Annotated in this window: 25 protein-coding genes; 11 read left to right on the top strand and 14 right to left on the bottom strand. The window is 63.4% G+C overall.

The genetic code is table 11. The annotated features are described in order from the left end of the window. Window positions 1-120 precede the first annotated feature (120 nt). The 3 genes from B0T44_RS15320 to B0T44_RS15310 form a co-directional block, all read right to left on the bottom strand. On the bottom strand, window positions 121-795 hold the full coding sequence (locus tag B0T44_RS15320) for a class I SAM-dependent methyltransferase (protein ID WP_139347728.1): 675 nt from the start codon (window positions 793-795) through the stop codon (window positions 121-123). A 53-nt stretch (window positions 796-848) separates the two neighbouring features. Further along, window positions 849-1244, bottom strand: coding sequence for a hypothetical protein (locus tag B0T44_RS15315; protein ID WP_139347727.1), 396 nt, complete (start codon window positions 1242-1244; stop codon window positions 849-851). Window positions 1245-1492: 248 nt separating this feature from the next. Further along, window positions 1493-2491: a radical SAM protein gene (locus tag B0T44_RS15310; RefSeq protein WP_077115640.1), complete on the bottom strand. Its 999-nt coding sequence runs from the start codon at window positions 2489-2491 to the stop codon at window positions 1493-1495. 126 nt (window positions 2492-2617) lie between these two features. Here B0T44_RS15310 and B0T44_RS15305 point away from each other — a divergent pair, with 126 nt between their 5' ends. Together B0T44_RS15305 and B0T44_RS15300 are read left to right on the top strand one after the other, a co-directional pair. Then, the gene (locus B0T44_RS15305; RefSeq protein WP_139347726.1) at window positions 2618-4126 is read left to right on the top strand and encodes an NsdA family TPR-like regulatory protein; all 1509 of its coding nucleotides are present in this window, start codon (window positions 2618-2620) and stop codon (window positions 4124-4126) included. After that, window positions 4123-5082 carry a phosphotransferase enzyme family protein gene (locus B0T44_RS15300; RefSeq protein ID WP_254854164.1) on the top strand — a complete coding sequence of 320 codons (960 nt, stop codon included), beginning with the start codon at window positions 4123-4125 and terminating at the stop codon, window positions 5080-5082. Before B0T44_RS15305 ends, B0T44_RS15300 begins: the two co-directional genes overlap by 4 nt. A 14-nt stretch (window positions 5083-5096) precedes the next feature. Here the strand turns inward: B0T44_RS15300 and B0T44_RS15295 are convergent, their stop codons facing one another. Together B0T44_RS15295 and B0T44_RS15290 are read right to left on the bottom strand one after the other, a co-directional pair. Then, window positions 5097-5438, bottom strand: a complete 342-nt coding sequence (locus B0T44_RS15295; protein ID WP_077115639.1) for a DUF397 domain-containing protein — start codon at window positions 5436-5438, stop codon at window positions 5097-5099. Window positions 5439-5448: 10 nt separating this feature from the next. Then, on the bottom strand, window positions 5449-6306 hold the full coding sequence (locus tag B0T44_RS15290) for a helix-turn-helix domain-containing protein (protein WP_077115638.1): 858 nt from the start codon (window positions 6304-6306) through the stop codon (window positions 5449-5451). A gap of 365 nt (window positions 6307-6671) precedes the next feature. Between B0T44_RS15290 and B0T44_RS15285 the strand changes: the two genes are divergently transcribed. The 3 genes from B0T44_RS15285 (at window position 6672) to B0T44_RS15275 (ending at window position 8508) form a co-directional block, all read left to right on the top strand. After that, the gene (locus B0T44_RS15285; protein ID WP_139347725.1) at window positions 6672-7010 is read left to right on the top strand and encodes a hypothetical protein; all 339 of its coding nucleotides are present in this window, start codon (window positions 6672-6674) and stop codon (window positions 7008-7010) included. A gap of 191 nt (window positions 7011-7201) precedes the next feature. Next, window positions 7202-7984: a hypothetical protein gene (locus B0T44_RS15280; protein ID WP_139347724.1), complete on the top strand. Its 783-nt coding sequence runs from the start codon at window positions 7202-7204 to the stop codon at window positions 7982-7984. After that, window positions 7981-8508, top strand: coding sequence for a hypothetical protein (locus tag B0T44_RS15275; protein WP_139347723.1), 528 nt, complete (start codon window positions 7981-7983; stop codon window positions 8506-8508). The genes B0T44_RS15280 and B0T44_RS15275 overlap by 4 nt, the downstream gene beginning before the upstream one ends. A gap of 11 nt (window positions 8509-8519) precedes the next feature. On the opposite strand, the gene B0T44_RS15270 is transcribed toward B0T44_RS15275, so the two are convergent. Together B0T44_RS15270 and B0T44_RS15265 are read right to left on the bottom strand one after the other, a co-directional pair. After that, complete coding sequence (locus tag B0T44_RS15270) at window positions 8520-11837, bottom strand: type ISP restriction/modification enzyme (protein ID WP_077115635.1); 3318 nt, start codon at window positions 11835-11837, stop codon at window positions 8520-8522. An 85-nt stretch (window positions 11838-11922) separates the two neighbouring features. Beyond that, window positions 11923-12912 (bottom strand): sigma-70 family RNA polymerase sigma factor, encoded by a 990-nt coding sequence (locus tag B0T44_RS15265; protein WP_077115634.1) that lies wholly within the window; start codon window positions 12910-12912, stop codon window positions 11923-11925. Window positions 12913-13263: 351 nt separating this feature from the next. Here B0T44_RS15265 and B0T44_RS15260 point away from each other — a divergent pair, with 351 nt between their 5' ends. Next, a complete protein-coding gene (locus tag B0T44_RS15260; protein WP_077115633.1) occupies window positions 13264-13680 on the top strand; it encodes a VOC family protein in 417 nt (138 codons plus the stop codon). Window positions 13681-13745: 65 nt separating this feature from the next. Here the strand turns inward: B0T44_RS15260 and B0T44_RS15255 are convergent, their stop codons facing one another. Then, complete coding sequence (locus tag B0T44_RS15255; RefSeq protein WP_077115632.1) at window positions 13746-14528, bottom strand: crotonase/enoyl-CoA hydratase family protein; 783 nt, start codon at window positions 14526-14528, stop codon at window positions 13746-13748. A gap of 62 nt (window positions 14529-14590) precedes the next feature. On the opposite strand from B0T44_RS15255, the gene B0T44_RS15250 reads away from it, so the two are divergent. Further along, window positions 14591-16234 carry an acyl-CoA synthetase gene (locus tag B0T44_RS15250; protein WP_077115631.1) on the top strand — a complete coding sequence of 548 codons (1644 nt, stop codon included), beginning with the start codon at window positions 14591-14593 and terminating at the stop codon, window positions 16232-16234. 77 nt (window positions 16235-16311) lie between these two features. Here the strand turns inward: B0T44_RS15250 and B0T44_RS15245 are convergent, their stop codons facing one another. The 5 genes from B0T44_RS15245 to B0T44_RS15225 all read right to left on the bottom strand — a co-directional run bounded on the left by B0T44_RS15245 (window position 16312) and on the right by B0T44_RS15225 (window position 21089). Then, window positions 16312-16692, bottom strand: a complete 381-nt coding sequence (locus B0T44_RS15245) for a type II toxin-antitoxin system death-on-curing family toxin (RefSeq protein WP_217697462.1) — start codon at window positions 16690-16692, stop codon at window positions 16312-16314. A 26-nt stretch (window positions 16693-16718) separates the two neighbouring features. Further along, a complete protein-coding gene (locus B0T44_RS15240) occupies window positions 16719-16958 on the bottom strand; it encodes a type II toxin-antitoxin system Phd/YefM family antitoxin (RefSeq protein ID WP_077115629.1) in 240 nt (79 codons plus the stop codon). 195 nt (window positions 16959-17153) lie between these two features. Then, on the bottom strand, window positions 17154-18992 hold the full coding sequence (thrS, locus tag B0T44_RS15235; protein WP_254854163.1) for a threonine--tRNA ligase: 1839 nt from the start codon (window positions 18990-18992) through the stop codon (window positions 17154-17156). Between the two features lie 578 nt (window positions 18993-19570). Next, window positions 19571-20659 (bottom strand): alkene reductase, encoded by a 1089-nt coding sequence (locus tag B0T44_RS15230; protein ID WP_077115627.1) that lies wholly within the window; start codon window positions 20657-20659, stop codon window positions 19571-19573. A 31-nt stretch (window positions 20660-20690) separates the two neighbouring features. Then, window positions 20691-21089: a RidA family protein gene (locus B0T44_RS15225; RefSeq protein ID WP_077115626.1), complete on the bottom strand. Its 399-nt coding sequence runs from the start codon at window positions 21087-21089 to the stop codon at window positions 20691-20693. An 83-nt stretch (window positions 21090-21172) separates the two neighbouring features. Here B0T44_RS15225 and B0T44_RS15220 point away from each other — a divergent pair, with 83 nt between their 5' ends. Continuing rightward, a complete protein-coding gene (locus B0T44_RS15220) occupies window positions 21173-21580 on the top strand; it encodes a MarR family winged helix-turn-helix transcriptional regulator (protein WP_077115625.1) in 408 nt (135 codons plus the stop codon). Between the two features lie 110 nt (window positions 21581-21690). Here the strand turns inward: B0T44_RS15220 and B0T44_RS15215 are convergent, their stop codons facing one another. Next, window positions 21691-22728 carry an LLM class F420-dependent oxidoreductase gene (locus tag B0T44_RS15215; protein ID WP_077115624.1) on the bottom strand — a complete coding sequence of 346 codons (1038 nt, stop codon included), beginning with the start codon at window positions 22726-22728 and terminating at the stop codon, window positions 21691-21693. Between the two features lie 60 nt (window positions 22729-22788). On the opposite strand from B0T44_RS15215, the gene B0T44_RS15210 reads away from it, so the two are divergent. The 3 genes from B0T44_RS15210 to B0T44_RS15200 form a co-directional block, all read left to right on the top strand. After that, window positions 22789-23802, top strand: coding sequence for a Zn-ribbon domain-containing OB-fold protein (locus B0T44_RS15210; protein WP_425436880.1), 1014 nt, complete (start codon window positions 22789-22791; stop codon window positions 23800-23802). Window positions 23803-23815: 13 nt separating this feature from the next. Further along, on the top strand, window positions 23816-24883 hold the full coding sequence (locus B0T44_RS15205) for a thiolase family protein (protein WP_254854162.1): 1068 nt from the start codon (window positions 23816-23818) through the stop codon (window positions 24881-24883). After that, the coding region (locus B0T44_RS15200; protein ID WP_497006601.1) for a thiolase family protein at window positions 24880-25307 on the top strand (428 nt) is incomplete at its 3' end. The genes B0T44_RS15205 and B0T44_RS15200, both read left to right, overlap by 4 nt.

Genomic DNA, 25307 nt, shown 5'->3' with positions numbered 1-25307 from the left:
TGCGCCGGTGACGCTCTGCTACAGCCCGCCTACAGGGTGGATCAGTTGGTCATCGGCGCTGTGGGGATCACGCGCACCTGCGGCCTCACGTAGGGCCGTTTCGGCTTGCGGGACATGGTGTCAACCTCCTTTCTTGCTACTGGGTCGGCGTCGGCGGAACACATAGTGATTGCCGGATTTCTCGTGCAGGTGCAGCCCGTATTTCCGGCCGTACCCCACTACGACTTCGTGCGGGAACACAACCCTTATGAGCGCGTGATGGGTCTGGTTGATCTGTCGGCCATTCAGGTCATAGTGCGTGGCTATGAGATGCAGCCGGTGCCGGTTCTCCGCAAGCGGCACCATCGCGGTATCCAACAACCAGACCCCCGGATCGGTGGACTCGATTCGCAGCACGTGCTCGAGTTCGAAGGGGCGGGGGTAGGTATCGGTCAGCAGGTCTAGGTAAAACCATCCGTCATCGTGCAGTGTGTCAGCGGCAATCTCGAACAGCGGCTGAAGTGTCCCGACCTCGTTCGCGGCGTTGTGCGCGCAGAGAATCCCGCGGCAAGTGGGCAAGGTCGCGATGCCGGGAGCGGCGAGGTCAGCGATATGGCAGGTGATCCGTGTCGGTGCGATCTGTTGGGTTGTGGCGAGCGCGGCCTCGTCGGCATCGATACAGACGACATTCCAGCCGTGTTGTAACGCCAGCGGGACCGTGCGACCTATGCCTGAGCACAGATCCAGCAGGATCGGCGGTGTGTCGGGGCTTCCGTGGTCCGCGAGCAGCCGGTCGATATGGTTGAGGTCGTCCACCTTGTGACGTTGCAGGGCACGGAACATCGACCACGCGTCGAGTATGTCGCCGCTCATGGATTCGCTCCGGCATCGTCAACCGCGAGTAGAATGAGACTCGTTCCCGTCTCCGGCTTGACGAACGGGCGGATGGTCATCTGTTCCTCGACGAGAACGCCGTTGTCGTCGTAGGTTGCTGTCCGGTGCATGAGTTCTGTCCGACCGGCAGACAACGAACCGAAGACGACGGTGCTCGCGCCGCCGGACTCCGAATGGGTGACGAGATACTGCCGACCCATGGGGATATCGTTGGCGGCATCCGCGACGATTGTGCCGGACTGCGACCGCAGCTCGTTGAGCCTCTCGAGGCACTGAGGTCGATGCTCTTCCCAGTCTTCGGTATCGCTCAGCCAAGGGCCTCCGGTCTGTAGGGTGCCGCCGGGCAGGAGGATCAGGTCGAACCAGGCCATCGGCTGATCCCGCAGTTCACTCCATGACGCATATCCGGCGATGGTTGCGGCTCCGCAGGGCGGAACGGACCAGCCGTCGCGATCGATGACCGTGATGTCCGCGCCTGCCGAGGCGAGTGAATCGATCAAGGGTTGGGAGGCGCCACCGACGAGCAAGGCGCGTTCGGTGTCTCGGCCCGCGATCACCGCCGCCAAGGCCGGCGAGACCGGCGTCGACCATCTAAGTGCGGGAGGAAGTAGCGAGCCACCTAAGACGAACATGCGGTACCTCCGTATACCGAAGATATGGACGGCTCAGCGAGCAGAACGCGGCGTGGGAACGGAGCGGTTCCCGTCCCGGACGGAGACGGACCACTGATCAACCCTTTACAGCCTGAGCCGCTGCGCATCGACCGCAACACGGGCGATTCGCGCCAGATGGCCCCGAGGTTGTCGGTGGTGAGGTTGCCGATAACACTGGCACCGTAGGCGCAGGGCGCGACATCTCCGTTCGGCCGCAATGTCAGCGATCGAACACCGCACGGACAACCCTGTTCCGCACCGTCACCGGGTTCGGCCTCAGCGTCGTAGAAGAGGGCGATATCGATCGGCGATTGCTTATCGGCTTGGTCGATGGCCTGGCGAAGAGTCTCCTCTTCCTGGCTTCGCAAGGTCAATTCCCCGACAGCGGTCTGACCGTTTCCAGTTGGCCGAAACCGCTTGAACTCGATACCGGCAACACCGCGCTCCTCGGCGAAACTGACGATGGCGCCGATGGCGTTCGCGTTCACGGTCGTGACCACTGTCGACAACTTCACCGTCAAGCCCGCGGCGACCGCGTTAGAGATCCCGTCGGCCGCTCTGTCATAGCTACCCTGTTTACGTCGAAAAATGTCGTGCACGGTCGAGTTGGCCGAGTCCAGGCTGACATACAGTGTGCCGAGCCCGGCATCCGCGAGGCGGGAGCATGTTCGGGCGTTGAGGAACCAGCCGTTCGTGGTGATGTTCGTGTCGATACGCCCTTCTGACATCAACCGCACCATCTCGAGGCAGTCACGCCGAATCAGCGGTTCCCCGCCACCCAAACCGACTTTGAGCACCCGGCACTCCACGAGCTGATCGACAATCCGCCGATACGCCTCGGTGTCGAGTTCCCGCGGGTAGCTGCCCGCGCGGCTGTAACAGTGGATGCAGTTGAAGTTGCAGGCATATGTGTAATTCCAACTCACATATATCGGTGCGGCGGTGAGCATCCGATTCGGCTTCATGTCACCCTCTTCTCTCGTGACAACTCGGTTGCGGGATACCCGCGCCGAGCATCGGTGCCGGGACTCGGCTTGCTGATGCGACGATGACTCAGTTCGGGTAATAGGAGCTCGGGCAATGACTCTGGCGTGAGCCACCGCTCCGTTGGAACTGATCACGAGGTTGCCCTCCGGCGATGCCACCCGACAGGCCCAACAAGCCCCCCTGGGCTCTCAGAGACGAACGGGGGGCCGAACGACGAAATCGGGGGGCGTCACGTTTTCTTCGGGCGCACTGGGAAATTCGGCTGTACGCTGCTATCCGCTTGGAACCATCACCCGGCCAAGGGGGACATTGTGGCGGTGCCCAATCTCGACCTGCAACGCCATATCAGCGCGTCCGGCCGCACCCAGCAGCAGGTAGCCGATGCGGTGAATAGGCTCGTCGCCGAAAGCACCGGTCAGCCTGGGCGTTACACCGACGAGACGATCCGTCGTTATCTGCGAGGCGAGCGGACTTGGCCGCATTCCGCTTACCGCACCGCGTTTCGGCAACTGTTCGATGTCGCCACCGATGCAGAACTTGGGTTCTTCGATCAGCGTGTTCCGCCTACGCTGGGAGGGGCGAACCCTGAGGAGGACCCATTGCGTCGTTCAGAGTTTCTTCGTGCCACCGCTGGCGCCGCGGTCTTAGCGACTCCCCTTGTTGATCTGATCGCCGTTACACAGCCCACCCCGATTCCGGCGATGGTCGGTAAGACCGAGATCCACGGCGTTCTAGCGACAGCGAAAGCATTCAGCACCTGGGACAACACCTACGGCGGCGGGCTCGTACGCGAGGCGGTCGCCGCACAGCTTCGTTACGCCGTCGGGCTTCTGCACGCGCGTTCCAACCCCACGAACAGAGGTGAGTTGTACTCCGCTGTGGGCTTTCTGAGCTTGACCGCTGGCTGGATGGCCTTCGATGCGTTCGCTCATGACGACGCTCGCCGCATGCTCCGGCTGGCGTTGACCTGCGCTGAAGAAGTCGGTGATGCTCATTTGCGTGCCGAGGTTTTGTCTCGGATGGCTCGCCAGGCCATCTGGTGCGGCGACCCCGACACCGGGTTGACGTTGGCTGAACTGGCACTGGTCCGGTCGGATCGCCTGACAGCCACCGAGCGGGCGAACCTCAACACGGTTCGTGCCCGCGCCTTTTCCGCCCTTCATCGCATCGAGGAAGCCGTCGGCGCTATAGGACAGGCCGACGAGGAATTCTCCAACTCATCTCGGGCTGACGATCCCGTCTGGATGGCCTACTACGATGCCGCGCAGCATTCCGGCGATACCGGCCACGCTCTGTACGACATCGCTCTGCAGGGGCGGTTCATCAGTGAGGCGAGGTGCCGCCTCCAGGCCGCGGCCGCAGGTCACGGCGATACTTACGCACGCTCGCGGGCTTTCTCCGCAGTCAAACATGCCTCCCTCACCATGGCCACCGGCGACCCAGCCGAAGCAACCGCTATCGCGCAGCGGGCACTCTCCGATGCCGAATCTCTGCGATCCAATCGCGCCCACGAGTACCTCCGTGAGCTCCGCGCAATCTCCGGACGACACGCTGCCCTCGGCGAAGTGGCGGATTTGCGCGCCCGGATAAACAAGATCACCGTGACTGTATGACCGACAGCGCCCCAGACTTCGCCGTACTCAAGACCGCAGGCTCGACAGCAGGTATCTCGTCTGAGGGCGCCGAGTTGATCCGAGCCGGGGAGAACATCATCTACCGGTTGCCCGGAGGGATCGTCGCGCGGATTTCACCACCCGGCCAGCAACACGCAGCACGTCGAGAAGTCGCGGTGTCACGGTGGCTGGAAGAGGCCGGCGTACCCGCTGTCCGTGTAGTGACGGGCTTCGAGCAGCCGGTCGACGTGGCGGGCAAGCCCGTCGTCTTCTGGCATGAGCTGCCACCGCACCGGCTTGGAACCACCACCGAGATAGCCGCCGCCTTACAGCGCCTCCACAGTCTGCCGCCACCGTCCGATATAGGTCTCACTCATGTCGAGCCGTTTGTTCGTCTTCCCGAACGCATCCAGGGCGCTCAGTGGCTCGACGCCGACGACCGTGCCTGGATGCTTCAGGAGTTGGAGCGTCTGCGGGCGAGGTGGAAAGAACTTCCCGAAGGTGAGCCCTGGAGCGTTATCCACGGTGATGCGCACGAAGGCAATATCGTTGCCGCCGAGGACGGGACGGTTCTGTTACTCGATCTCGAGCGTTCGAGTATCGGCCCGCCAGAATGGGATGTCGTGCAGACCGCTGTGAACGACTCGCTCGGCTGGCTCGAGCCCGGCGCTTATCAAGCGTTCTGCGAGGCATACGGGCACGATGTCACCGATTGGAGTGGGTTTCAGCTGTTGCGCGATATCCGAGAATTCCGCATGACCGCATGGCTGACCCGTCTCGCCACCGACACCCCCCCGGCTTCGCGAGCAATCCGCGCACCGCATCGCATGTCTACGCGGGAAGGCCGGTCCCAGGCCCTGGCGAGGATGGACCGCTGTGTACTGACAGCCAGGGCCGACTCGGTTCGTGCGTCGAGGTTACGCAGGCCGACATACGTAAACGAGCTGCACCTGTAGGGCCACCCGTGCCTTTAACGGGTGGCGTTGAAGTCGAATTCACCGTCCTTTACCCCTGCGGTGAACGCGGTCCACTCGGTGTCGTTGAACCTGAGTGCGACGTCGTTGCCGCTGAGGATCGTGTCGGCTCCGTCCTTGGTGATCGTGGGTGTGCCCGCGTCCGCGGTGCTGTTTCCGTTGCGGACATGGTTCAGGAAGGTGGACCACTGGGCTCGGGTGAAGGTGATGGTGCCGTGGTCGTGGTGTTTGGTGTGGCGGACAAACACGGCATCGCTGGTGGGCGCCACATCTACGCAGCCTTCCCCGTTACCGCTGTAGCTGGACTTGCGCCATGGGAGGTGGGAGGCGGTGCTCATCTTCAAACTCCTATTTATCGAGGGCCGCCAGCCTGCGTTCGATCGTGCGGGCCGAGTCGGTTTCCGACAGCGCCTTCGCGCAGAGCCGGTCTGTGGCCATTTTATAGAGCTCTACCTGGTCTTCCTCTTGGACGTAGAGGGCACCGGCGGGGTATTCGATGTACCCGATGCTGCGGGCCGACTCGAAGTTCAACACGATGAAGTCGCCGTCGAGGCCATCGTGGACGGGTACCGATACCGGCATGACATGCAGTTCAACGGTCGGCAGTTTCATCAGCGAGAGCAGGTGCTGAAGCTGGGCGGCCATTACGTCGGGACCACCGGCTATCCGGTCGAGGACGTATTCCTCGATGATGGCGCGAAGTCGAAGTGGCGGATCGCCGGTCAGTCGTTGACGGGCCATGCGCCCACGGACGACACCCGGGGCGTCGGCGGGTGAGACACGCAAATGACCGTCGAGCAAGGCAAGCGCGTACTCGGGGGTTTGCAGCTGGCCGGGCAGATGCATAGAGGTGTAGCACCACTGGCTTTCGGCAAGCCCTTCGAGACCGACGAACGTTTTGAACCAGTTCGGGAAGGCACCGCCGAAGGGCGCCCACCAGGTGGTCTGGTCGGCTTGTCCGGCGAGGGCTGCGATCCGCTCGACGTGGGCAGGGTCGGTGCCGTAGTACCTGAGCAGAACAGTGACCTCGGCGGGGTCTTGGGAGGACTTGCCGCTTTCGAGATAGTTGATCTTCGTGGGTGTGCAGTCCAGTTGTTGTCCGGCCTGGGTCTGGGAGACGCGAGCGCGCTCACGGGCGGTCTTCAGCTCGCGGCCGATGAGGAACCGCAAGGCATTGGGGTCTGCTCGTCTACCTGGCTCGGTCACCGCGTTCGACCTCCAAATCTACGTCGTCTCCTAGAACCCTATCCCGATGCGAAAGGCGCACCACGGCGCCTATTGCGCTATGTAAATTTACGCTCTATCTTACCCCTAAGGTTGTGATCGGAATTACATGCTCTGATACTCACTAGCTGCTCGGGCGTTGCTCGGGCCTTCCAGGGGTGATGTCCATGAAGCTCATGGGTGTGCAGGGGACGGCTGCGGATCTGGTGGCCGCACGAGGTCGAGCGCCGTCTATTGGCGTCGTAAACGGTGGTCCCCCAGGCGAATCAGCTGAAGATCGCTGTCAGCGCTATCGCGATCACTTGCTGATTCCCGCTGTGGTCGTATCCGGCTCCGAGAGGATCGTCGTGCGTCCCCTCCCTGCCTGGCTCGGTGTGGTGGTGATGCCGGAGCGTCTCAGTGCGCAAGTGATCGAACGGCTCGCTTCTTCCTGGCACCGGGGGCCGGTCATCGCTCATCCGCGGTCGAACCGGATGTCTTTCCTGACCGGGCCGTTGACCGGGTACGAACACGGGATCGAACGGAAGCTACTGAGCCTGAACACGGGAGTCGGCGCGAGCTGTGTGGTGCTGCCGTCACCGATGGACGAGCGAACCGGGTTCCGACGATGGGTATCGCAGCCTTGCTGCGGATACCTGCCTCCGATGCCCGCCGTGTTGCGCACATTGGTGGAGGTCGCACGGTGACCGCGATGCTCGCCTTCATGCAGATGCCTCAGAGCAGGAGATTGCCGCATACCACGGCCGAGCAGTTGGAAGCGTCTGCTCAGGCGATCGGCGGATCTGTGCGGGGTCGGGTGTATGTCCAGACTGGCTCGCCGACACGCGACTTGTGGGAACTGATAAGGGCGTTCGATCGGATTACCGGCGAGCAGTTGGTGGCGCGTTTGACGCGATTCGCCGAGCGGCGGCGGGTCGATCTGCGGCGGCTGGTGGACAGCCCGCCGCCGACCCCTGCGCTGTGGGCGCTACTCGACACGTTGGCCGCTTCCGATGTCGGCTATTTACTGGTGCCCTCTCCCGCGCATTTCGACGGCCTCGGAGTATCCAGGCATGCCGTGTTACGGGCGATTTCGGCGGTCGCGCCAGATGTTCGGATCATCTACGTCGACCCGAATCCGGGCGGCGTTCGAAGCGGTTTGCTGGTGGAAGTCGATGTGCCGGTCACTTCGTCGGCTGCGGATGCTGTTGCGTTGCGAGTGCATGAACGGCTGTCGCGTTCCGGGCTTTCCGATGCCGCCGAGCCCGTCCGTGCACTGGTACAGGTGATCGTTGCAGACGCGGCGCAGGCTACCGAGGCTCGTAGCCACGGCGTGGGATCGCCGGAACGTGTGCGGGTGGAGGTCCGGTGTCCACCCGACACAGGAACGGTGCTGGTCGAGTTCTTCCAGACACAGGAGTACACGAACGAACCGATGAGCTCCGCGCTGCAGCGGATATGCGCCACATTCCACGGCGTCACAGTTCGCCGGTTCTCCGGCGTGTGCGGTGGAACGGTGACACGGTGTGCTGTTTTGCGTTCACAGCACCAACAATCACCGGTTGTGGAATCGGGCATGGGCAAACTGGCCGATGCCGTACACCGGTATGTCTCCGCACGAGGTAGTTGTCCGCTACCAGCGTGGGTATCCGCTCTCCCGAGTGGACGGAGATCGCGATGAGCCCGCACGATGTACCGATCCCGAGGGACACCCGGTACGTACTTCTCCCTTCTCCTGATCGGTTGTTGTGTGCGATCCAAGGGCATCTCGACGACCGGACGGAGGTGGCGGGATGGGCGCGGCGACTCGGGTGCCTGTACCGGGCGTGGATCACCGATGCTGCCTCGGGCAAGCAAATTCGCGCCGAGATCGGCCAGGTAATCGGCACAATCGATGCGTGGATCAGCGGGCAGCTGCCACGACCGGTCCCTGGCTCGCCGCGCGGCGCGGACTCCGTTGGTGGGGTCATCGCGCGGGTCGCCGAAGCGTGGGCATGCGCATACTGGGCACTGCACGAAAACGATGACCCGCTACAACGGCACCGAGCCTGGGATCATCTTGCCGAAATGAGGGAAGGCTATGCCGATCTCGTGCGGCAGGTACAACATGGTGCGATCATCCTGCCGAAATCGTGGCCGAGTATTGGATGGCCAGGGCTGAAACCGAGCGGCAAGGACCTGCTGCGCAGGCGGGACAGCTCGTGAACCACAGCGAGTCAGAGCAGAGTCATTTCAGTGCTGTCGTCGGTCGGTGAGAGTCCTCGTCGCGGTTTTCGATCGTTGCGATTTGTGGGCCAGGAGACGCCCATTGTCGCCAGCTCCGTTCTGGTCAGCAGCGGCCCTTGGAGAATCTTGTCCAGGAGGTCCGCTTGTCGGGGTTCCAGTTCGACGAGACGGCCGAGCACGCTCAACAGGTCGAGAAGCTCCGATGTCCACTCGGCGGGCCACTGGTGCACATGGATATTGTCGAGCGGTGAGGTCTTCTTGCCCCCTGGGGACGCCTTGCGGTAGTTGAACCACGATTTCACGACGTTCTTTCCGCCGACATCATAAGCCCACACCGCAGGCGGCACCGGCCCGAACTCTCCGGCTCCTATTCGTAGGATTCGCCGATCCTCGTGGTAATCCATGGTCTCCGGCATCTCCGTGATCGGCGTCAGAGCCAGCGGACGCCTCTCGTCACCAGCCGGGTACCGCACATTCCCCTCCGGGCGATCGACACCAGGGACGGCCGTACCGTAGGTGTGCAACCACAACACCTGTTCACCCAGCTCGGCTGCTTCGGCGAACAATTCCGCATCGCTCGTCACCGGAACACGGATACCTGGGGTGGTGAGCTCATTGGTGAAGGTGCGGGTATAGGAGGGATGCGCGACGACGCCCGCGATATAGGCGAGGACCTGCGCGGCTGAGATACCACCTCCGAGAATAGAGCTCAGCGCGCTCAGAAAACCGGGTGCGAGGTTCGCGGAGCCGTCTGGATGCAGGAATGGCAGCGTTCGCCCACCTCGGTTGTTGAAGTGGTCCATGTCAGGTATCAAGGTCGTGAACAGCAGGCCAGGGCCGCTGCTGATGGGTTTGGAGTGCTGTTCGACCACGAAGACTTGACCCGGAAGCCGGGCCTCCCATAGTTGGGGGCGCTCCGTATCCATCAGTCGCGAATCGGGAATGATCCACTGCCGATCAAATGCGCGGTATGCAATTCGAAGCGCCGCTGGGGGTAGTCCTGTTTCAGCCGCGAACGGACCAGAAGACCGATGAGTTCCTGCACCGGGAAGCGGCTGCTTCACTCGATCGAGATGCGCATCGCGACCCTCTTTGAAGAGGTGCGCTTTCTCTTCCCGTGTCGAAGCTCCGATGATTTGTCTCCACCGCTCATCAAGGATTGATCGCGCTGGCGCGTACACCCATGTTCGATTCGGTTTGACACCCGGCGCAAGCCAAGGAAAAAGATCGTCCATGGCAGGATGCTGGTCCCACGCTCCGTCAGCGGCCGGTGTGAGCGGCGCAGTCCAGTCTGTACGGGCCGAATGCCAGCCGGCGCCGTCCAGCGTGATGGCTTTGAGCGCATCGAATTTCTGCGCCTGACGGCCGGCGACCGACCTGAACCGGATGGTGGCCGGTATATCGGCTGAGGTGTCAGCCTTCCGGACGAACAGGCCGATAGCCAACGGCTGCCGTACGCCCGGGAAAATCCGGGTCGGGACGTCAGGAGTCTGGCCTTCCGGCGTCACATCGATGATCCACCCTTCGGAAGCCCACTTCCGCAGGTAGCGGCGCATGCCTTTGAACCCTGGCCCGCGCAGGTACCCGGATGTAGTGATGAAGCAGACGATCCCCGCGTCGCCATCCGGGTCGGCTGGTGTGGATTCCCAGACCTTCCAGGTGGCCCACCGCCAGAAATACACATACAGGTTTTTGAGCGTGTACTCGAAGAGGCCGTTGTCTGCCTCCCGAAAGTCCTCAAGAATCGCGCGAGGTTTCTTCCCCTCCGCTTTACTGCCCGATTCGACCCAGCCACCCCGGCCTTCGGCTCGCTCTCGGTACGGCGGGTTGCCGATGACCACGGTTACGGCCGCCTTGGCCTTGATCTCGTTGGCCTTCTTACGCTGCTGGGCGATCAAACGCAGACCCGACGCGAGCTGCGTCTGCGCGGCGTACGGGTCGTCCAATGTATCGGTGACGTACAGGCGCATACCGTTCGGTGGCGGTACGGCCCGGTGCTTTTTGAGTAGATCGGCAGTGCGTAGCTCCGCGACCGCGTACGGACCCATCTGCAACTCGAACCCGACGAGCCGCTCGGCAGCGCGCTGAACTTCCCCGGGCACTGCGCCCGGCCCTTCGTGACCTTCGATCTCACTGGCGACGTGCTCGAGAATCGCGTGCAGGTACGTTCCCGTGCCCATCGCCGGGTCGATCGTGGTGACCTCGTCGTCACGGAAACCGTCGGCCTTGTCCAACCGCGTGACCAGCGCCTCTTCGGTCAGTCGCACCATGAAATCGACGACCTCACGGGGCGTGTAATACGAACCGGACAGTTTGCGCAGGTCGTTGTCGTACTCCTCGAGAAAATGCTCGTACAGGTGCAGGTACGTGTCACGTTGAGCGCGCCGCACCTGCGGCCAGTCCACCACATCGACCACTCGGGCGAGCAGATCGAGCGTCACGACGAAATCCGCTGCCACATCGGAAGTGAGCAGTTGCAGCGCGCGACCCATCAAAGAGTGCTCGGGACCGAGAGCCTTCCCGACCTCGTGGAGAGAGGAACCCGCGATAGCTATTCCTTCGGTCCGCGCGAGCAGCAACGCGAACGTAACCGTTTGCGCATATCCGTCGGCAAAGGTGGCGTCATCCGCCTGAGGGAACAGCAGCATCCGCCAGTCTTGCGCGAGCCCGAGGAACGGCTGGTCGTCTTTGTTGGCGCCGCCATCCACCGCGCGCTGTTCTGCTTTCAACTGGTCAAGTACTTCACCGCGCAGTAGCCTGGTCAATGGTGCGACGGCCCGGACGAGCGCCCCCACCGAAGTGATCGGGTTCGGCTTCCAACGTAGGAAGGTCGCCATCAAGAATTCGAATTGCGCAGGCGCTTCCAGCCCTGCCCCTGCAACAGCGAGACCGCCACCGGCGAAGTGCAGCGGCTCCCCCCATGGCTCGCCATCCTGGTACAAGCGCCACTCGGTGCCGTTCGTATACAGCAAGTTCGGCAGATCCTGCTGCCTCTCCCACTGCTGTTTGTCGTGGCTCCGCAGCCGGGCGGGATCAATCGGTTTGCCCGGTGCCTTGACTTCGATATATCCGATTACGGTCCCGCCGACGCTCACGCCGTAGTCCGGGCGCACCTGCCGCGCCGTGTCGCGCACCTCGTCGTGGAACACCGCCGGGATCTCGAGATGAGAACCAACTGCCCCCAGCAGGCCCTCGAGGGGAGACCGGATCGCCGCTTCCCGATCCCCCGGACCCGCCAGCTTGTTCCGGCAGGCCGAGCCGAACTCGGCTACCGCATCCGACAACCACCCCGGTGCTGCGCTGGTCATCCGCACCCTTCCATCCCGATAGCTCATCCGGGCGTGACACTACCCACCGACGCCGACACTCGGCGTCGCTTACGTCAGTTCCGGGCTACGCCGGTTCGCGTAGCTCCATCGGCAGTCCGAACAGGGGGAAGAGCCGTTCGGTGTCCAGGAAGAAGTTCAGCCCGGAAATCGCGCCCTCGGACATTTCCAGCACCGTGATCGACCACGGCACCCACAGGCCGTCTTCCCCGCTGGGCTTGTAGTGGCCGAAGGCGGGGTGCCCGTTGGCGCCGTCCAACCGGATCATCCGGGAGTCCCGGCAGGCCGATCCGGTGCTGAGCATGAACGAAGCGACGTTATCGGGCCCGCTGACCCATAGCTCGATCGGCGGCATGGACAGCGCCACATCGGCTTTCAGCAGTGCGGTGAGCGCGTCCATGTCATAGGACTCGAACGCGCTGACGAAATTGTCGATCAGCTCGCGCTGGTTGTCGTCGGTTTCGTCATACGCATCGGTTTCGGCGGGCTTGACCTTCGACATGGTTGCCCTGGCGCGTTGCAGTGCGCTGTTCACCGAGGCAGGCGACATGGTGAGCGCCGCGGCGGTTTCGTTGGCCGAGAAACGCAGCACCTCCCGCATGATCAGAATCGCGCGCTGGGTGGCGGGCAGATGCTGGCAGGCGGCGACGAAAGCCAGCCGCAGCGAATCCTTGGTGCTGGCGTATTCGGCCGGGTCGGCGCCGAAGGCGAGCGCGTTGGGAATCGGCTCCACCCAGACGTAGTCGGGTTGCGGCGCGGGCAGCGGCGAATCCGGTCGCGACGGCGCGGACAGGTCCATCGGCCTGGCCCGCCGCTGCGGCCCGTCCAGCATGTCCAGGCAGACGTTGGTGGCGATCCGGTACAGCCACGACCGTAGGCTCGCCCTGCCCTCGAAGGAGTCGTAGGCCTTCCAGGCTCGGGTGAAGGTTTCCTGGACCGCGTCCTCTGCCTCGAACGACGACCCCAGCATGCGATAGGTGTAGGCGCACAGTTCGCGACGATGCGCCTCGAAGGAATCCATGATGTCGGCGGTAACAGTGCCGGACAGCTCGCTCATGGCAGAAACAGTGGCATAGCCCACCGACAAGAAAGATAAGAAAACAGGTTTACATACCGACTTTTCGGCAAAGGTTGATCTCCAGAAACGACAGCCGTCCCACCAGCCTCTCCTGTAACCGGCTTACACCGCCCCGCATCCACCCAGCCTCGGTCCGATTCGGCCCGGCTCGCGTCTCAGCCTCCGCAGCGCACGCGCCGCAAGTCGCGAGGGCTGAAACGGCTAGCAGCCATGGGGCCGCAAACCCGCTGCGACGAAGTCGCGGCCGATAAACACACCACCGATGAGTTTGCGCGGGGGGCGGCGTCCTACCTGTGAAACCGGCAAACACCGAACGAAAGGCCCCTCGACATGAGCAGCAAGATGATCTTCGTCAACCTCCCGGTCAGCGATCTGAACCGCTCGAAGAACTTCTATGAAGCCCTCGGTTGGAAGGTCAACAACGACTTCACCGACGATAACGCCGCGTGCATTGTGGTCGACGACAACATCTGCCTGATGCTGTTGAGCATGGCGCATTTCACCACCTTCACCAAGCGTCCGATCGCCGATACTGCGGGGGCTATCGGGGCCGCCTACGCGCTGTCGCTCGGCAGTGCTCAGGAGGTGGATCAGATCACCGAGGCCGCGCTCGCCGCGGGTGGTACCGAGGAGGTCAATGAGGACAAGCGCGCTCAGGAGGCACAGGTCGGTATGCACGGCCGCACCTTCATCGATCCTGACGGCCATCAGTGGGAGCCGTTCTGGATGGATTATCCCGGAGCGTAGTAGCTGCACCTGCCCGCTTTGCCCCGATGCCTGTATGGCACCGGGGCTGCGGCGTATCAGGTGTATCAGTTGCCGGTGAAGTTCGGTTTACGTTTTTCGGCGAAGGCCTTCGGGCCTTCTTTGGCGTCGGCTGATTTGAAGACGTTCATGCCGAGTTCGGCGTCGATCTGGAAGGCTTCTTCCTCGGGCATGCATTCGGTTTCCCGGATGGTGCGCAGGATCGCCTGTACTGCGAGTGGGCCGTTGGCGGCGATCAGCTCTGCCAGTTCCAGCGCTTTGTCCAGGGCGGTGCCATCAGGGACCACGTGCCCGATCAGCCCGATTTCCTTGGCTTCGGCGGCGGTGATGTGGCGGCCGGTGAGCAGGATATCGGCGGCGACGGTATAGGGGACCTGACGCACCAGCCGCACCGCGGAACCGCCGAGCGGGAACAGACCCCAGCGTGCTTCCGACACCCCGAATTTCGCGCTTTCACCCGCGACCCGGATATCGGTGCCCTGCAGAATCTCGGTGCCGCCCGCGATGGCGGGGCCCTCGATGGCTGCGATGAGCGGTTTGGTGAGCCTGCGGCCTTTGAGCAGGGCTTCGATTTTGGACAGGTCCCAGCCGCCACCGCTGAACGAATCACCAGGATGCTGGGAGGTCATTGCTTTGAGGTCGGCACCTGCGCAGAACGCGCCGCCTGCGCCGGTCAGGATCGCGGTGCGGATATCGGGGTCGTTGTCGACCTGATCCCAGGCGTCCCGCATGATCGCCATCATTTCGCCTGAGAGCGCGTTGCGGGCCTCGGGGCGGTTCATTGTGACGATGAGGACGTGATCGCGCTTCTCGACGAGGCAGTGCGGCATCGTGGTTTCTCCTGTTTCTCGAACCCTTGCCAGAAACAGTAACACGTTCTATTTTTGTCCTTGTGACGTACAACATAGCCGACCTTGTCGAACACACTATCGATCTTGTGCCGGACCGGGTTGCGCTGGCGGACGACCACCGCACGGTAACCTTCGCCCAATTGGAGGACCGGGCCAACCGGCTGGCGCACTACCTGCTGGAACACGGGGTCCAGCCAGGTGACAAGGTCGGTATCTACTCGCGTAACACCATCGAGGCCGTCGAGGCGATGGTGGCGATCTTCAAAGCGCGGGCCGTTATGGTCAACGTCAACTTCCGCTACGTCGAGAACGAGTTGCAGTACATCTTCGAGAATTCGGACATGGTGGCGCTCATCCACGAGCGTCGCTACACCGACAAGGTGGCCAATGTCCGGCCGAAGGTTCCGCACTTGAAAACGGTGCTGGTTGTCGACGACGACACCGCTGCCGCCACGGCGGAAGGATCGGTGGAATACGAAGCGGCACTGGCGGAATCGTCCGGCGAGCGCGATTTCGGTGACCGTTCGAACGACGATATCTTCATGCTCTATACCGGTGGCACCACCGGTATGCCCAAGGGCGTCATGTGGCGGCATGAGGATTGGTGGCGAGTTCTCGGCGGCGGCATCAACTTCATGACCGGCGAGTACGTACAGGACGAATGGCAGCAGGCCAAGACGGGTGCCGCCGGCGGCCAGATGGTGCGCTACCCGATTCCGCCGCTGATCCACGGTGGTTCGCAGACAGCGGTCTTCCACGGTCTCTTCGATGGCGGCAAGACCATCATGGTGCCGGAGTTCGACGCCCACGGCGTCTGGCAGGCGGTGGACCGGCACGGGATCAACATGATCTTCATCACCGGTGATGCCATGGCCCGGCCGATGATGGACGCGCTAGAGGCCGGAAACCCGGAAACCGGTGAGCCCTACCAGCTTACGAACCTGTGGGCGATGGCCAGCAGCGCCGCCTTGTTCTCGCCCACGCTCAAAGACAAGTTCATCGACAAGCTGCCGAATACGGTGATCACCGATTCCATCGGGTCGTCGGAGACCGGATTCGGTGGTATCGCCATCGCAGCCAAGGGCGCGACCCACACCGGCGGCCCGCGAGTCAAGATCGATGCTTCCACCGCGGTGCTCGATGAGGACGGCAACCCCGTGACACCTGGCTCAGGTCAGGTCGGCGTCCTGGCCCGCAAGGGACATATCCCGGTCGGCTACTACAACGATCCAGTGAAGACCGCGGCGACCTTCAAGGAGTTCAACGGCGTCCGGTACTCCATCCCCGGCGACTATGCGCGGGTCGAGGAGGACGGCACCGTCACCATGCTCGGCCGTGGTTCGGTGAGCATCAACAGCGGCGGCGAGAAGATCTATCCGGAAGAGGTCGAGGGCGCACTGAAATGCCACCCGGAGATCTTCGACGCGCTCGTGGTCGGTGTAGCTGACGAGCGCTGGGGGCAGCGGGTGGCGGCTGTGGTGCAGTGCCGCGGCGCCAAGCGCCCCACCCTGGAGGAGCTGCGGCCGGTGCTGACCCAGGAGATCTCCTCCTACAAGCTGCCCCGCAGCCTGTGGTTCGTCGACGAGATCAAACGCTCACCGGCGGGCAAGCCCGACTACAAGTGGGCCAAGGCTCAGACCGAAGCGCGCGATGCCGACGAGCATGCCGAGGCGGGCACGGCATAGACCGAAACAGCGCGGGTCGTCGCGGCGTACACCGCGACGACCCGCGTGATCGGTTATGCACTTACTCCCAGCTGCGGCTACGTTGACGAGCCGCGTGAGCCGTGCCCAAGGACTTTTCTGAGCTGCTCGGCTATATCGGCCACCTCGTCGAGCTCGCTACTCGCCACTGCAATCATCATGTCGTAGGCGAGATCTTCGTCGAGGTCGGCTATATCGATGCCGTTACGTGCGAGGAAGATCATTCCGGCGGCAATGGCCAACCGCTTGTTGCCGTCTATGAGCGGGTGATTTTTCGCGTTCGAATGCAGCAACGCACCGGCCTTGTCCCATTCAGTCGAGTAGGCATCTGCGCCGAACACCGTCGTCTGCGGCCGAGCGACTGCGGAGGCAAGCAGCCCAGGGTCGCGAACGATATATTCACCGACGACATCGGAGGCGATCGCACGCAGATCCGCCATAGTCAAGTAGTAAATCGGCGTTGCGGTCATTCGGCCAACCTATCGAGGAGACTGCGGTGCCGCGAGGCGAATTGGCGTGAGAGCGCGCGGACTTGACTGTCGGCGGTCTCTGCCATTTCCTCGGGTACTACCGCGGCCACTCTCCGGCCGTGTCGGGTGAGATGAACTACCCGACCTGCCTCAGCCGCAGCGATGACCTCGGCCAACCGCTCCCTGGCTTCGCTGACAGGGAGTTCGTAGCTCTCGAAATCCGGTAGTGCAGTCATGCTGAAATCGTACGATTGACCCGCAGTTTTGTACAAAAGTTTTGTGCAAATCTAGCGTGTGCCACGTACAGGCTCTGTCCCACGCCGTGCCGAGCGGACGGAATCGGCAGGTTACGGACAGGACGAAATCGTTGGGCCCGCGCGCCTGCACAGCGAGATAGGAGCACCGCACCTTCACCTGCCGGAGAGTGTCGATCAGTTCTCGGTGGCGTGTCCTGCCCCTTCGAGGCTCTTGGAGTCGATCAAGTTCCGCGCCTTGGCGACAAAGTCGTCAATCGGCATCGACTCCTCATTACCGGAGCGGTACCGAACGGTGACGCTGCGCGATTCCGCTTCGCGTCGCCCGACAACGATGATGAGGGGGATCTTCCGTGTTACAGCCGCGCGTACCCGTCCCGGGAGCCTGCCGTCGTTCTCGTCCACATCGACGCGTATACCAGCGTCGAACAGGATGTCGCTCACCTCATGCGCGTACCCGGCGACTTCCGGCATGACGGGGATTAGCCGAGCCTGCTGCGGAGCCAGCCAGATCGGGAAGGCTCCGGCGAAGTGCTCGACAAGATAGGCAGTGAACCTCTCGTGCGACCCGAGCGGCGCCCGGTGGATAACCACCACCGGCTGATCCGTGCCATCTGACGCGGTGTACCGGAGTCCGAAACGCTGTGGCGTGTAGAGATCGACCTGATTGGTAGACGCCGCGAACTCCTTGCCGGTCACAGCCCGGATCATGAAGTCGACCTTCGGGCCGTAATGCGCCGCGCCCCCGATTTCCTCTATGTACGGGATGTTCGACTCCTCCATCGCCTCCCGAGTGATGCGTTCGGCGTCGGTCCACATCTGCTCGTCGTCGTGATACTTCGTGCGATTGTTCGGGTCACGCAGCGCGAGGACCATGTAGAAATCCTTGATCCCCAAGGTCCGGTAGTAGTCGTCATGCATCCGCATGACCTCGAGGAACTGATCCTTCGCCTGATCGAAGGTGCAGTAGATATGGGCGTCGTTCTGGGTGAAGCCGCGGGTCCGCATCATCCCGTGCAGTTGTCCCGAACGCTCGAACCGATACACGGTGCCGTACTCGGCAATCTTGAACGGAAGGTCCCGGTAACTGTGTGGCCTGGCCTTGTACACCATGTGGTGGTGCGGGCAGTTCATCGGCCTCAGGTAGTACTGGTCGCCCTCGATGTCGATAGGGGCGTAGAGGTCGTCTGTGTAGTACGGAAGGTGCCCCGACAGGTAGTACAAATCTTCGCGCGTGATGTGCGGGGTCACCACACGCTGATACTTCAACCGGCGTTCGGTTTCTCGAGCCCACTGCTCCAGCTCGTCACGAATGATCGCCCCATTCGGCAGCCAGAGCGGAAGCCCCTTGCCGATCTCCTTGGAGAAGTCGAACAGGTCGAGGTCTTCACCAATCCGGCGGTGATCCCGCTTCGCGGCTTCCTCGAGCTGCCGCAAATACTGTTTGAGCTGGTCACGGTCCGGCCATGCTGTGCCGTATATCCGCTGAAGCTGCGGGTTCTTCTCGTTGCCGCGCCAGTACGCCGCCGCATGTCGGGTCAGTTTGAACGCTCTGATCAGCTTGACTGTCGGGATGTGCGGGCCACGGCACAGGTCTGACCAGCACACCTCACCCGATTTCGCATCGATGTTGTCGTAGATGGTCAGATCGGCACCGCCGACTTCCATCACCTCGTTGTCATCGACCTCGCTCTTTACGTCGATGAGCTCCAACTTGTACGGTTCATCGGAAAGCTCCGATTTCGCGGCCTCGACATCCGGGAAGACGCGGCGCCGGAACAGCTGGCCCGATTTGATGATCTCCTGCATCCGGGCTTCGACCTTTTCGAGGTCGTCCGGTTGGAACGGGGTGGCAACGTCGAAGTCGTAGTAGAAGCCATTTTCGATCGGCGGGCCGATACCGAGCTTCGCTTCCGGGAAAACATCCTGCACAGCTTGCGCCAACACGTGAGCTGTCGAGTGTCGCAACACCTGAAGGCCCTCCGGGCTCGACAGCCGGACCGGCTCCACCTCCACATCGGTGTCCGGCGCCCAGGAGAGGTCACGCAGTCTGCCTTCAGGGTCACGCGCGACGACGACAGCATCGGCGCCGTAATGCGGTAATCCTTCCGCGAAGATCGCTTCACCGCACGTCGTGCCGGTCGAAACCAGGACACGGCGATCTGGTTCGACATACGGCACAACAGGCACGGGTTATCTCCTTCATTGATGGCATGACGGGGCTGATGATCTACGCAGCCCAGGACCGCTGGCGATAGTAACCAAGGCAGCCCCTCTGTTCGAGGTAGCTTGCTGAGCACCCCCCGTTTTGCCAACGGGGGGTGCTGCCGTGGTCGTTACGGCTCTGGAGCAATCCAGGCCAGTTTGCCTATCATCGGCGGCGCAGGATGCAATAGCGTCTTTGAAGTGAACCCGGCAGCCATCCGGACGGTTGGTGAGCCGGGTTTCGCGTGTGCGCGGCGATCGAGAACTCGAACTTATAACAAGTTCTATGCCGTGATGAGGGGAGCCTGACGGCGCAACTGATCGAGGGCGGCACCTCGGTGTGCCGCGACCTCGCTACCGCAGGTGGTCCGAGGCGGTCGACCGATGCCTCATACCCGTGCGGTCTGCAGCGTGGGATAGTCGGTGTAACCTTCGGCGCCGCCGCCGTAGACCAGGGCGCGGGCATGCTCGTTGAGCGGGGCGCCGGAGGCGAACCGGGCGGGCAGGTCGGGGTTGGCGATGAAGAGCCGCCCGAACGAGAAGATGTCGGCCAGTCCGGTGTCCAGCACTTTTTCGCCCGCTTCCTGCGTTGTGGGGGCTGGGCCGTTGAAGTTCGCGATGAGCGTGCTCGACCACCGCGGGCGCAGGTCGGCAAGGGCGGCGTACTTGCCGCGTTCGATCACATGGAGGTAGGCGAGGCCGAGCGGGTCGAGGGTGTCCACGAGGGCACGGTAGGTGCCTTGCGGATCCTGCTCGTCGATCTCGTTTTCCGGGTTGTCCGGTGAGATGCGCAGGCCGACCCGTTCGGCCCCGATTTCGGCCGCGACGGCTGTCACTATGTCGACGGCCAGTTGGAGCCGGCCGTTGCGTGAGCCGCCGTAGCGGTCGGTCCGCCGGTTGGTGTTCTCCGCCAAAAACTGCTGGATCAGGTAGCCGTTCGCACCGTGGACCTCCACTCCGTCGAATCCGGCCGCGATGGCGTTGCGTGCCTCGGCGGCGAAGTCCGCGACCGTGGCGTCGGCTTCGGCGGTCGTCATCGCTCGGGGCGTGACATGATCCACCGGTCCCTGATCGGTGAAGATCTGCGAGCCGGTGATCCGTACGGGCGAGGGCGCCAGCGGAGTCGCGCCACCCGGCAGAATCAGCGGGTGGGTCATCCGGCCGACGTGCCACAGCTGGGCGAAGATGCGACCACCCGCTGCGTGCACCGCATCGGTCACCTCGCGCCAGCCTGCGACCTGCGCGTCATCGACCAGGCCGGGGATACCGGGCCCGCCCTTGCCGAGGACGTTGGGATAGATGCCTTCGGTGACGATCAATCCAGCGCTTGCGCGCTGTGCGTAGTAGTCCTTGGTAAGCGGATTCGGGACGCCGGTGGAGTCGTCCGCGCGCCCCCTGGTCATAGGGGCCATCGCGATGCGGTTCGGCAGGTCGAGCGCGCCGCGCCGGTAGGGACGCAGCAAAGGGCTGTCGGACATTGTTTTTCCTTCAGGGGTGTGGACCGGGGAGTCAGTGGCGGGCGAGGGCGGTGGCTTCTACTTCGATCTGCCAGTCGGGCTGGGCGAGCGAGGACACCTCGAGCAAGGTGTCGGCGGGGTAGGGCTCGCTGAGGAACTCCCCGCGGAGCGCGATGACCTTGTCGAGGTTGGCGGCCATGTCGGTGACGAAGATGCCGACTTTCACCACGTCGTTCAGGTCGGCGCCTGCCTGCGCCAGCACCTGTTCGATGTTGGCGAACGCTTGACGTCCCTGTGTCAGGAAGTCGTCGGAGACCGTGCGCCCCTGCTCGTCGATGCCTGCCTGTCCGGACACGTGGATCAGGCCGTTCGCCTTGATGGCCTGTGAGATCTTGTACGGCTGGTACCAGTCGGGTGTGGTGGCGATCTTCTCTGCGCGCTGCGCGTCCATGGCGAACTTCCTTTCAGTACTTGCATGTGCATACAAATAATGACACTGCATGTAATCTGATGTCAACACGGGAAGGCGGAATCATGGACGCGACGATCTGGGATCAGGTAGTGACGCTGCACGGCATGGTGACCCAACGGCTGGCCAAGGAGATGCAGCGGCGTCACAGCATCGGGTTGTCGGAGTATCAGGCCCTGTGCCGGCTCGCGCGCGCCGAGGACGGCGAGTTGCGTATGCAGGAGTTGACCGAGCTGATCGGCCTCAACCAGAGCTCGGTCAGCCGACTGGCCGCCCGCCTGGAATCGGCGGGCCTCACCCATCGTGACCTGTGCCCTAAGGATCGCAGGGGCGTGTACCTCGTGATATCCGAGGAGGGGCGCGCCCTCCAGCAGAGGGCCGAACCGACCTACCAGGAAGTCCTGACCAAGGCCCTGGACGAGGCGTCCGCGGATGCCCGGGTAGGCGAACTCGTCGCCAAGCTCCGCGCCTGATCGACATCAGGGCAGCAAGCCACTGATTCGCCGCTGCGAACGCAACAGCAGCTAGGCAATGCCCGGATAAACCCGCAGACCCAACCGAGAACTCAGATCTATAACAAGTTCTATGTCGTGATGAGGGGTGCCAGCCGGCGCAACTGATCGAGGTCGGCGACCGACACCAACATCATGGTCACCCCGGCCGCCTCCCAGACGCCGATCTGCTTACGCACGTGGTCTTCGTCGCCGATGATCGTGGTGTCGAGGATCATCTCGTCCGGCACAACCGCCGCGGCCTCGGCCTTTTTCCCGGCCTGGAACAGCGTGCCGATCTCTTCGACTTCCCGCTCGTAGCCCATCCGGCGGTACACCTGGGCGTGGAAGTTCAGTTCCGGCGCGCCCATCCCGCCGATGTAGAGCGACATCACCCAGCGCATCCGTTCGATCTCGGCGGCGGGGTCGTCGGTGACGATCACCTGGGCGCTGGCGGCGATCTCGAAATCCTTACGCGAGCGCCGGGCACCCGGGCGAGCAAACCCCTCGTCGAGCCATTCGTCGTACATTCCGGCCAGGCGCGGCGCGTAATAGATGGCCAGCCAGCCGTCGGCGATCTCGGCGGTCAACGCGACATTCTTGGGCCCTTCCGCACCCAGCCAAATGGGCAGGTCAGCGCGTAGCGGATGGACGATCGGTTTCAGCGGTTTCCCGAGACCGGTGGCGCCCGGGCCGGTGTAGGGCAGCGGGTAGTGCGGTCCATCATTGGTCACCGGGGCTTCGCGTGCCAGTACCTTGCGGACGATATCGACGTATTCGCGGGTGCGCTGCAACGGTTTGGCGAACGGCTGCCCATACCAGCCTTCCACCACTTGCGGGCCGGAGACGCCGAGCCCGAGTATGGCTCGCCCGCCGCTCAGATGGTCGAGCGTCAGGGCGTGCATGGCGGTGGCGGCGGGGGTGCGTGCCGACATCTGCACTACCGAGGTGCCGAGGCGTACCCGCTCGGTCGATGAACCCCACCAGGTGAGCGGCCCGAAAGCATCCGAACCCCACGATTCGGCCGCGAACACCGCGTCGAATCCGGCCGCCTCGGCCGCCACCACCAATTCGCCCGCGTTCGTAGGCGGTGTGGCGCCCCAGTATCCGAGCTGCAGTCCGAAACGCATATCCGACCCCTTTCGATCTACTGCTTGCCAGCAGAATAAGAACCTGTTCTACTCGATATCGTGACTCTTGGGAATACTGCACCCACGGCAATCACGCAGGAACGCCCGCCCGGACTGAAACCGAGCGACGTACTCAGCGCGCCCTTGCGAATGGGCTTCGACTACACCCGCTCAGTGGGACCCATCATCGGCAAGTTTCTGACCGGGCTCCGCGATCGCCGCGTCTTCGGCATCCGTGGCTCCGATAATCGGGTGCTGGTGCCACCGGCCGAATACGACCCGGTGACCGCCGCACCGCTGTCGGAGTTCGTGCAAGTCGCCGACATCGGCACCGTCAAATCCTGGAGTTGGGTGCGCGACCCGCTGCCGGGCCAGCCGTTCGACCGGCCGTTCGCCTATGCCCTCATCCAACTCGACGGCGCGGATACCGCCCTACTGCATGCGGTGGATGTGCAGAGCCCGGACGAGATGAGCACCGGTATGCGCGTGGCCGCCCGCTGGGCCACCGAGACCACCGGCAGCATCCACGACATCGTCTGCTTCGAGCCCGGTGAGCAGTCGACCGCGCCGAACGCCCCGGAATCGGATGCCGAACCGGTCACGATGATCACCACCCCGATCCAGATGGACTACAAGCACACCGCCTCGCCCGAGGAGACCGCGTTCCTGCGCGGCCTGAAGGAAGGCAAGCTCATCGGTGGTCGCGCCGACGCCGACAGCAAGGTGTACTTCCCCCCGCGCGGCGCCGACCCGGTCGACGGGCGCCCCACCAAAGACATGGTGGAACTGCCCGATACCGGCATCGTCACCACCTTCTGCATCGTGAACGTGCCGTTCATGGGCCAGCGGCTCAAACCCCCGTACGTGGCGGCCTACATCCTCCTCGACGGCGCCGACATCCCCTTCCTGCATCTGGTGCTCGGCTGCGAGGCCAGCGAGGTGCGGATGGGTATGCGGGTCAAGGCGGTGTGGAAGCCCAGCGAGGAGTGGGACTACACCATGGCCAATATCGACCACTTCGCGCCGACCGGCGAGCCGGATGCCGACTACGACACCTACAAGCATCACCTGTGAGAGGGCTCCCCGCGTGACCATCACCGAGCGTTCCATCGATAACGCCACCGAGATCGCCGTCGTCGGCTTCGCGCACGCACCGCATGTGCCGGAGACCTACGGCACCACCAACGGCGTGGAAATGCTGGTGCCCTGCTTCCAGCAGCTCTACGACCAGCTCGGCATCAGCAAGTCCGATATCGACTTCTGGTGCTCGGGTTCTTCCGATTACTTGGCCGGACGATCCTTTTCGTTCATCTCCGCGATCGATTCGATCGGCGCCGTACCGCCGATCAACGAATCCCATGTGGAGATGGACGCCGCCTGGGCCCTGTACGAAGCGTGGGTGAAACTGCGCTCCGGGCAGGCGAAAACCGCCCTCGTGTACGGCTTCGGAAAATCCTCCGCCAGCACGCTGCGCCAGGTGCTGTCCACCCAGCTCGACCCCTATCTGGTCACTCCCCTGTGGCCGGATTCGCTGTCGATCGCGGGCCTGCAGGCCCGCGCCGGACTGGACGCAGGCCGCTGGACCGAACGCGATATGGCCGCGGTCTCGGCCGCACACACCATCGACGGGAAATCGGTCGACGACCTGCTGGCCACACCGTACGTCGCCGATCCGCTCCGGGAACACGACTGCGCACCCATCACCGACGGTGCGGCGGCGATCGTGCTTGCCGTCGGTGACCGCGCCCGCGAACTGTGCGAACGTCCCGCCTGGATCACAGGGATGGCGCACCGCATCGATTCCAGCGTCCTCGGCGCCCGCGACCTGACCGCATCCCCCTCGGCTGCGGCCGCAGGACAGGCGGTGACCGGCGGCGATACCAGCGGTATCGATATCGCCGAAGTGCATGCGCCGTTCAGCCACCAGCAGCTCATCCTCACCGAAGCGCTCGGGTTGAAACCGGAGACCTCGGTCAACCCGTCCGGCGGCGCGCTGGCAGGCAACCCCATGTTCGCCACCGGGCTGGAGCGCATCGGCTATGCCGCGCTGCCCATCATGGCGGGTACCGCAGGCCGCACCCTGGCCCATGCCACCAGCGGCCCGGCATTGCAGCAGAACCTTGTGACCGTTTTGAATTCGGAGGCCGGCCGATGAGTTTCCCCGCCGCGGTGCTGGGCACCGGACAAACCCATCACGTAGCGAAACGCACCGATGTTTCGATGGCCGGTATGTGCCGCGAAGCCATCGATCGGGCGCTCGCCGACGCCGAACTGACCATGGCGGATATCGACGCCATCGTCATCGGTAAAGCCCCGGACATGTTCGAGGGCATGATGATGCCCGAGCTGTACCTGGCCGACGCACTCGGCGCCCCAGGAAAACCGCTGCTGCGGGTGCACACCGCGGGGTCGGTGGGCGGTTCGACCGCCTGTGTGGCCACCAGCATGGTGCAGGGCGGTGTGCACGAGAAGGTGCTCGCCATCGCGTGGGAGAAACAGTCGGAATCGAATGCCATGTGGGCTCTGTCGATTCCGGTGCCGTTCACCATGCCGGTCGGCGCAGGCGCCGGTGGCTACTT

It is taken from the genome of Nocardia donostiensis (assembly GCF_002081715.1).
Lineage (GTDB): Bacteria > Actinomycetota > Actinomycetes > Mycobacteriales > Mycobacteriaceae > Nocardia > Nocardia donostiensis.
Note: the sequence above shows the minus strand (reverse complement) of the source record. Positions and strands in the feature narration are given on the sequence as shown.

Bases quoted from the DNA above. Each gene is read 5' to 3' on its own strand.
- B0T44_RS15220 (WP_077115625.1), top strand. From the start codon at position 21,173: ATGGACGCGACGATCTGGGATCAGGTAGTGACGCTGCACGGCATGGTG.
- B0T44_RS15270 (WP_077115635.1), bottom strand. From the start codon at position 11,837: ATGACCAGCGCAGCACCGGGGTGGTTGTCGGATGCGGTAGCCGAGTTC.
- B0T44_RS15265 (WP_077115634.1), bottom strand. From the start codon at position 12,912: ATGAGCGAGCTGTCCGGCACTGTTACCGCCGACATCATGGATTCCTTC.
- B0T44_RS15300 (WP_254854164.1), top strand. From the start codon at position 4,123: ATGACCGACAGCGCCCCAGACTTCGCCGTACTCAAGACCGCAGGCTCG.
- B0T44_RS15310 (WP_077115640.1), bottom strand. From the start codon at position 2,491: ATGAAGCCGAATCGGATGCTCACCGCCGCACCGATATATGTGAGTTGG.
- B0T44_RS15245 (WP_217697462.1), bottom strand. From the start codon at position 16,692: ATGGCGGATCTGCGTGCGATCGCCTCCGATGTCGTCGGTGAATATATC.
- B0T44_RS15260 (WP_077115633.1), top strand. From the start codon at position 13,264: ATGAGCAGCAAGATGATCTTCGTCAACCTCCCGGTCAGCGATCTGAAC.
- B0T44_RS15315 (WP_139347727.1), bottom strand. From the start codon at position 1,244: ATGGCCTGGTTCGACCTGATCCTCCTGCCCGGCGGCACCCTACAGACC.
- B0T44_RS15295 (WP_077115639.1), bottom strand. From the start codon at position 5,438: ATGAGCACCGCCTCCCACCTCCCATGGCGCAAGTCCAGCTACAGCGGT.
- B0T44_RS15225 (WP_077115626.1), bottom strand. From the start codon at position 21,089: ATGGACGCGCAGCGCGCAGAGAAGATCGCCACCACACCCGACTGGTAC.
- B0T44_RS15240 (WP_077115629.1), bottom strand. From the start codon at position 16,958: ATGACTGCACTACCGGATTTCGAGAGCTACGAACTCCCTGTCAGCGAA.
- B0T44_RS15275 (WP_139347723.1), top strand. From the start codon at position 7,981: ATGAGCCCGCACGATGTACCGATCCCGAGGGACACCCGGTACGTACTT.
- B0T44_RS15230 (WP_077115627.1), bottom strand. From the start codon at position 20,659: ATGTCCGACAGCCCTTTGCTGCGTCCCTACCGGCGCGGCGCGCTCGAC.
- B0T44_RS15215 (WP_077115624.1), bottom strand. From the start codon at position 22,728: ATGCGTTTCGGACTGCAGCTCGGATACTGGGGCGCCACACCGCCTACG.
- B0T44_RS15255 (WP_077115632.1), bottom strand. From the start codon at position 14,528: ATGCCGCACTGCCTCGTCGAGAAGCGCGATCACGTCCTCATCGTCACA.